The sequence below is a fragment of the Kitasatospora sp. NPDC088783 genome (assembly GCF_044750705.1).
In the GTDB taxonomy this organism is placed as follows: Bacteria; Actinomycetota; Actinomycetes; order Streptomycetales; family Streptomycetaceae; genus Kitasatospora; species Kitasatospora fiedleri.
The window spans coordinates 1-6168 of sequence record NZ_JBIVKJ010000039.1 but is presented as its reverse complement, the minus strand read 5'-3'; the positions used below and the strand labels follow the sequence as shown (position 1 = coordinate 6168).

Genomic DNA, 6168 nt, shown 5'->3' with positions numbered 1-6168 from the left:
CCGGCTCGACGGTGACGGCACCGACCGACTCGGCGGCGGTACCCACCGGCTCGACGGTGACGGCACCGACCGACTCGGCGGCGGTACCCACCGGCTCGACGGTGACGGCACCGACCGACTCGGCGGCGGTACCCACCGGCTCGACGGTGACGGCACCGACCGACTCGGCGGCGGTACCCACCGGCTCGACGGTGACGGCACCGACCGACTCGGCGGCGGTACCCACCGGCTCGACGGTGACGGCACCGACCGACTCGGCGGCGGTACCCACCGGCTCGACGGTGACGGCACCGACCGACTCGGCGGCGGTACCCACCGGCACGGCGACGGCACCGACCGGCTCGGCGGTGACGGCACCGACCGGCTCGGCGGCGACGGCTCCCGCGAACCGCCGTGGGTCACCCCGCCGGAGGTGATGCACCGGGTGGTGTTCACGGCCGCGCTCACCGGCCCGCTGGCACCGCCGGCCGGTGCGCGGGCGCTCGGCCGGCTGGACCTCGCGCTGCCGGTGGAGCGCCTGCTGGCCGACCACGCGAGCTGCTACCCGCCCGCCGACCCGGCCCGGGCCACCGTCCTCGAACCGCTCCAACCCGACCGCCTCGCGGAGGACTTCGCCGCCCTGACCCTGCCGGGCCACCCGGCGGACTACCCGGCCCGGCCCTGGGCGCCGGGCACCGTCCGGGCGCTCACCGACGGCCGGCCGCACCCCGGCTGGACCCGGCGCACCGTCCTGCTGCTGGCCGCCGCCGCCGACCGCTGGCCGCACGTGGCCGAGGAGCACCTCTTCCCGCTGCTGCGCGGGCGGCCCGACCTCGCCGTCGCGGCGGGCAGCCCCGCGCTGAGCGCCCTGGCCGCGCTGCCCGCCGCCCCGCTGGACCTGCTGGAGGCCGTCGAGTCCCACCTGCCCGCGCACGACCACAGCGACCTGGCGCCGGGCGCGGCCGACCTGGCCTGCGTGCTGGCCCGGCGGCGGCTGGCCCGGACCGGCGACCCCGCGCAGCGGGCGGCGATCCACGCCCGGCTCGCCAACGCCCTCGCCGCGGCCGGCCGGTACCGGGAGAACCTGGACGCCCTGGTCGAGGCGGTCGAGCTCTACCGGCCGCTGGCGCAGGCCGACCCGCGGACGTTCGAGCGGCCGCTGGCCTTCGTGCTGTCCAACCTCGCCAACCGGCTGGGCCGCTACGGCGAGCGGCGCACCTCGCTGTCCTTCGCCCGGGAGGCCGTCGACATCGGACGGCGGATCGGCCTGATGGGCCCGGCCGCCACCGGGACGGGCGGCGGCGCGCTGCTGGTCAACCTGGCCAGCCGGCTGCGCCTGGCCGGGCGGACGGCGGAGGCGCTGGAGGCCGAGCACGAGGCGTTCGGGATCTTCTGGGCGATGTCCTGGATCAAGGCGTCCGAGGCGGAGGGACGGGCCCACCTGCCCGCCTGCCTGGTCAACCTCGCGATGCTGCTGCCGCCCGGCTACCTCGGCGGCCGGGCCGCGCTGGCGGCGCTCGAACAGGCGGTGGTCCTGGAGCGCGGACTCGCGGCGGGCGACCCGGCCCGGCACGAGGCCGCGCTCGGCTACGCCCTGACCCTCCTGGCCGGACGGCTGGTCAGCCACTACGGGACCGCCGAGGCGATCGCCGGGGCCGCGCCCGACCGCCCCGGCCTGAACCGGCCCGTCGCCGCGGACTGGCGGCAGCGCGCGGTGGACCTCGCCCGGGAGGCGGTGGACCTCGACCGGCGCCTGGTGCCGGGCAACCCCGCCGTCATGGAGCCCCAACTGGCCGACGCGCTCAAGGTCCTGCACCTCGCCCTGGCCGCCGCCGGGCGGACGGCGGAGGCCGGTGGCGCCCTCGCGGAGAGCACCGAGCTGCGGGCGCGCCGCGCGGACCCCGACTCCGACCCCGGCTCCGACGGCGGGCCCGATCCCGGCTCCGACGACGGCTCCGACGACGGCTCCGACGACGATCCCGGCTCCGACCACGAGGACCCGCCGTCGGAGCCGGCCGACCACCACCGGGAGGCCGTGGCGGCCGGGCGGGCCGGGGTCACCCTCCACGCGTACCTCGTCAGCGTCGACCCGCAGGCCCACCGGCCGGGGCTGGCCGAGGCCCTGGAGCACGTCGTCGCCGTCGCGCCGTACGACCGCACGGGCCTGCCCGACCGGGAGGCGCTCGTCCCGCTGTGGCAGGACCTGGTGGACGCCGACCCGTCGGCGTACGGGCCCGGCCTGCTGCGGGCGTTCGGCGTGATCCGCTCCCTCCAGCTCGGTGCCGGGCTGGCCGGGGAGGCCGAGCGGACCGCCGCCGAGCAGGAGCGGCTGGCGGACCGGATCGCCGCCGCCGGGCAGGAGCACCGGCGCCGCCGCCTGGCCCCGCGGATCCCCTGGGGGACGGCCGGGGAGATCGACGGCGAGGCGCGGCGGCTCACCGCGGCCGGGGACGACGCCGGGCTGTGGGCGCTCGCGCTGTCCGTCCCGGTCGCGGACGGCGTCCGGCTCGTCCGGGAGCTCGCCGGGCGGTGGCAGCCGCCGGAGGGCGCCGCGCGGGCCCTGGCCGGACGCCTCGCGGCGGCCGACCCGTCGGTGCTCGCGCGCCCGGCCCGCCGGGGCCCGGAGCCGCCGCACCGGGCGCTGCCGGTCCTCGGCGGCAACGCGGACGGCGTCGGCTTCGCCCACGGCCGGCCCGCGCTCGCGCTCAACGGCATGCAGGCGGAGGGAAGTTGGGCGATCCGCGGGCTCGACCCGGGCAGCGGCCGGTCGAAGGTGCTGCACCGCGGCGACGGCCCGTACCCGTGGGAGTCGGTCGCCTGCCTCGGCCCGCGCCGGGCCGTCGCCGTCCTGGAGCTGCCGGAGCCGCCGCACCAGCGGCTCGTCCTGTTCGACGGCGGCTCCGCGCGGCAGCTCGCCGAGGGCGACGCCCTGCGCGGCGCCCGGGTGGCGGCCACCGCGGACGGCTACGTGGTGGGCCTGGCGCCGATGCGCGCCGTCCTGGTCGGGACGGGCGGCGACTTCCCGGTCCCCGTCGACCTGGGCGGTACGGGGCTGCGGCGCTGCGACCGGCTGGCCGTCGACGCGACGGGCACCCGGATCGCGCTCGCCGACGGCTCCCGGACGGTGCTCGTCGGGCTGCCCGAGGGGCGGCCGATCGCCGCGGCCGAGACCGCGGGCGCGGCGGAGGCCGTCTTCCTCGGCCCGGACCTGCTGGTCACCGCCGGGGCGGGCGGCGGCCTGCGCCGGTGGGAGCGGCGCGGCGGGGGCCTGCGGCCGGCGGGCGCGGTGGACACCCCGGTCCTGCACCCGCTGTTCGCCGTCCCGGCCTGGCGGGTGGTGGGCGGCTGGGCGCTCGGCCGGCCGCACTTCCACGACTCCGAGACGCTGGAGCCCGTCCCCGAACCGCCGGCGACCGCCCCCTTCCAGGACTTCACCACGGCGTGGAGGGCGTCCGCCGACGGCAGGTACGTCGTCCACGGCGGCCGGCCCCCGGCGTCCGAGCGGAGCCGGGAGGCCCGCACGCTGCTGTACGACCTGCACCACCCGCTGGCCTGGCTCGCCCGGCCCGCCGCCGCCGTCGGGCCCGACGACCTGCCGGTGCTGGCGGCGCTCGCCGGTCGGGCCGAGCGCAGGCTCCGGCCGCTGCTGGGGCTGCTGCACGACCTGGCCGCCCACCGCCTGGCGGGGAGCTGATCCCCGGGCGGCCCCGGGCGGCCCAGGGCGGACGCGGGTGCGGCGGCTGGTCGGGGGGCGTCAGCGGGCGGCGCGGCGCCGGGCCTCCGCCTCGTCCTCGGCCTCGGCCTGCTCCAGGGTCGGCGCGGTCCCGCCCAGGTGGGCGGGCAGCCACCAGGAGTCCTCCGGCCCGGTCGGCTGCGCGGGGTAGTCGCGCTGGGCGCGGTCCAGCATCTCGGTCATCGCGGCGCGCAGGCGGCGGGTCACCATGACGGGCTTGTCGGTGGGGGCCAGGTGGATCGGCTCGCCGATCATGATGGTCACCGGGACGTGGCGCTTGGTGAGCGTCTTGGGGCGGCCCTTGGTCCACAGCTGCTGGGTGCCCCACAGGATCACCGGCAGCAGCGGCGTGCCGGAGTCGGCCGCCATCCGGGCCGCGCCGGTCTTGAACTTCTTCAGGGTGAACGAGCGGCTGATCGTCGCCTCCGGGAAGACCCCGACCACCTCGCCCTCGCGCAGCGCCTTCACCGCGGCCTCGTAGGCGGGCTGGCCGTCGGCGCGGTCCACCGGGATGTGCTTCATGCCGCGCATCAGCGGGCCGGAGACCTTGTGCCGGAACACGTCGTCCTTGGCCATGAAGCGGGTCTTGCGGCGGCCCACCCGGTACGCGCCGAAGCCGGCGAAGATGAAGTCCAGGTAGCTGATGTGGTTGCTGACCAGGACGGCGCCGCCGGTGGCGGGGACGTGCTCGGCGCCGACGATGGAGATCCGCAGGTCCAGCGCCTTGAAGGCGGTCAGCGCGGCGCGGATCACCGGCGGGTACACGAACTCAGCCACGGTCAGCCCTACTTCCCACGGGCCATCTGCCCGGTCCGGTGGACCCGGGGGCGCGGGGGCCGCGCCGAGAGGCCGCGGCACGCCGCGGCTGCCACGGGTGTTACTCCCCGATGATCCCCCGAACGGGCACGGTCTGTCACGCCCGACCCCGGCCCGGGCCGGTCGGCGGCCCGGTCGGCGGGGCGTCGGCGGGGCGTCGGCGGGCCGGTCAGCGGGCCGGTCAGTGGGCCGGGGAGCGGCGGTGCAGCAGCAGGTAGAACTCGCAGCCGAGGCAGTAGTCGAAGGCGGCGTTCAGGAAGGCGGCGGCGAGGGCCAGGGCGGTCAGGGCGAGGGCGAGCCAGTCGAGCGAGGCCACGGCGGCCAGGGTGGCGAGCAGGGTGAAGCCGAGGCCGACGGCCTGGGCGAAGCGCGGCGGGCGGGGGTCCTCCAGCTCGGCGGGCGGCCGGAGGCGGGGGCGGACCAGGGCGCGGTAGAGCCGGCCGTAGGGGGCGTAGCGGTGGCCGCCGATCGCGCCGGCGGCGAAGACCAGGGTCTGGGCGGCCAGCAGCGGGGTGCTGCCGGTGATCAGGGCGGCGGCCAGGACGAGGCTGGTGAGGACCGCGGCGAAGCGGGGGCCGCGGGGGTCGATCAGGCCGTGGGGGTCCACGGGGGAGGACGGCACGGAGGGGCTCCGGAGGGGTTCGCTGACGGGACGTCGGACGTCGGGGCGGTGCGGTCAGCGACAGCGGGTGGTGCCGGCCCGGCACAGGTCGATCACCCGGCGGCTGGTCAGCCGGGGGTTCGACGACGGGGTGCGGGCGGTCACGGGGGCGATGCTACCGGGGCGTGCCTTCCGGGCCCAGGGCCGGGTTTGTCACACTGGGCGGATGACCGGACTGATCGTGTGCCTGGCGGTGCTGGCGGTGGCCGGCGCGTACGGGACGGTGCGCAGGGCGCGGGACGGGAGGCTGCGGGTGCGGGGCGGGGACGGCGAGGTGCGGTTGACCGCGGTGGAGCTCGGGGCGCCGCTGGGCGCGCGGGCGACGCTGGTGCAGTTCTCCACCTCGTTCTGCCAGCCGTGCCGGGCCACCCGGCGCACCCTGGCGGAGGTGGCCGGGATGGTCGAGGGCGTCGCGCACGTGGAGGTGGACGCCGAGTCGCGGCTGGAGCTGGTGCGGCGGCTGGAGATCCTGCGCACGCCCACGGTGCTGGTGCTGGACGCGTCCGGCCGGGTGGTGCGGCGGGCCTCGGGGCAGCCGCGCCGGGCGGACGTGATCGCGGCGCTGGGCGAGGCGGTCTAGGGCCTGTCCCCGGACCCCGGCGGGGGCGAAAGAGGGGTCCGGCCCGGTGGCGGGCGGACAGCGCGCCGCGGCCTGGGGCAGGATGGGCCCCAGGCGGTGGCACGGTGCCCGGCCGGACCTGCGGGCAGCGTAAGCTACTGGCGAGTAGTGACGGCTGGGCTACTCACGAGTATGCTGCCGGGGAGTTCCGGAGGGGCACCTGCGCACGTCGCTCGGGCCGCGGGCCCCGCGCGTGGACCGAGGACTGCTCGGCCCGCACGGACAGCTGCCGCAGCCGCCGGATCGGACCAGTAACAGGAGAGCAGGCCGTGAGCTTGAGGATCGTTGTCTGTGTGAAGTACGTGCCCGACGCGACCGGTGACCGTCGCTTCGCGGACGATGCCACCACCGACCGGGAGG

4 protein-coding genes and 1 pseudogene are annotated in these 6168 nt (G+C 78.3%); 2 read left to right on the top strand and 3 right to left on the bottom strand.

What is annotated here, in order from left to right; genetic code table 11:
• Positions 1-421, bottom strand: a pseudogene (locus tag ACIP60_RS38170) (hypothetical protein); the annotation flags it as partial.
• Between the two features lie 3 nt (positions 422-424).
• On the opposite strand from ACIP60_RS38170, the gene ACIP60_RS38165 reads away from it, so the two are divergent.
• A complete protein-coding gene (locus ACIP60_RS38165; RefSeq protein ID WP_400694229.1) occupies positions 425-3673 on the top strand; it encodes a hypothetical protein in 3249 nt (1082 codons plus the stop codon).
• A gap of 60 nt (positions 3674-3733) precedes the next feature.
• On the opposite strand, the gene ACIP60_RS38160 is transcribed toward ACIP60_RS38165, so the two are convergent.
• Positions 3734-4489 carry a lysophospholipid acyltransferase family protein gene (locus ACIP60_RS38160; RefSeq protein ID WP_400694226.1) on the bottom strand — a complete coding sequence of 252 codons (756 nt, stop codon included), beginning with the start codon at positions 4487-4489 and terminating at the stop codon, positions 3734-3736.
• A gap of 220 nt (positions 4490-4709) precedes the next feature.
• The gene (locus tag ACIP60_RS38155; RefSeq protein ID WP_400694224.1) at positions 4710-5150 is read right to left on the bottom strand and encodes a DUF4395 domain-containing protein; all 441 of its coding nucleotides are present in this window, start codon (positions 5148-5150) and stop codon (positions 4710-4712) included.
• A 205-nt stretch (positions 5151-5355) separates the two neighbouring features.
• On the opposite strand from ACIP60_RS38155, the gene ACIP60_RS38150 reads away from it, so the two are divergent.
• Positions 5356-5769, top strand: coding sequence for a TlpA family protein disulfide reductase (locus tag ACIP60_RS38150; RefSeq protein ID WP_400694221.1), 414 nt, complete (start codon positions 5356-5358; stop codon positions 5767-5769).
• Positions 5770-6168 lie beyond the last annotated feature (399 nt).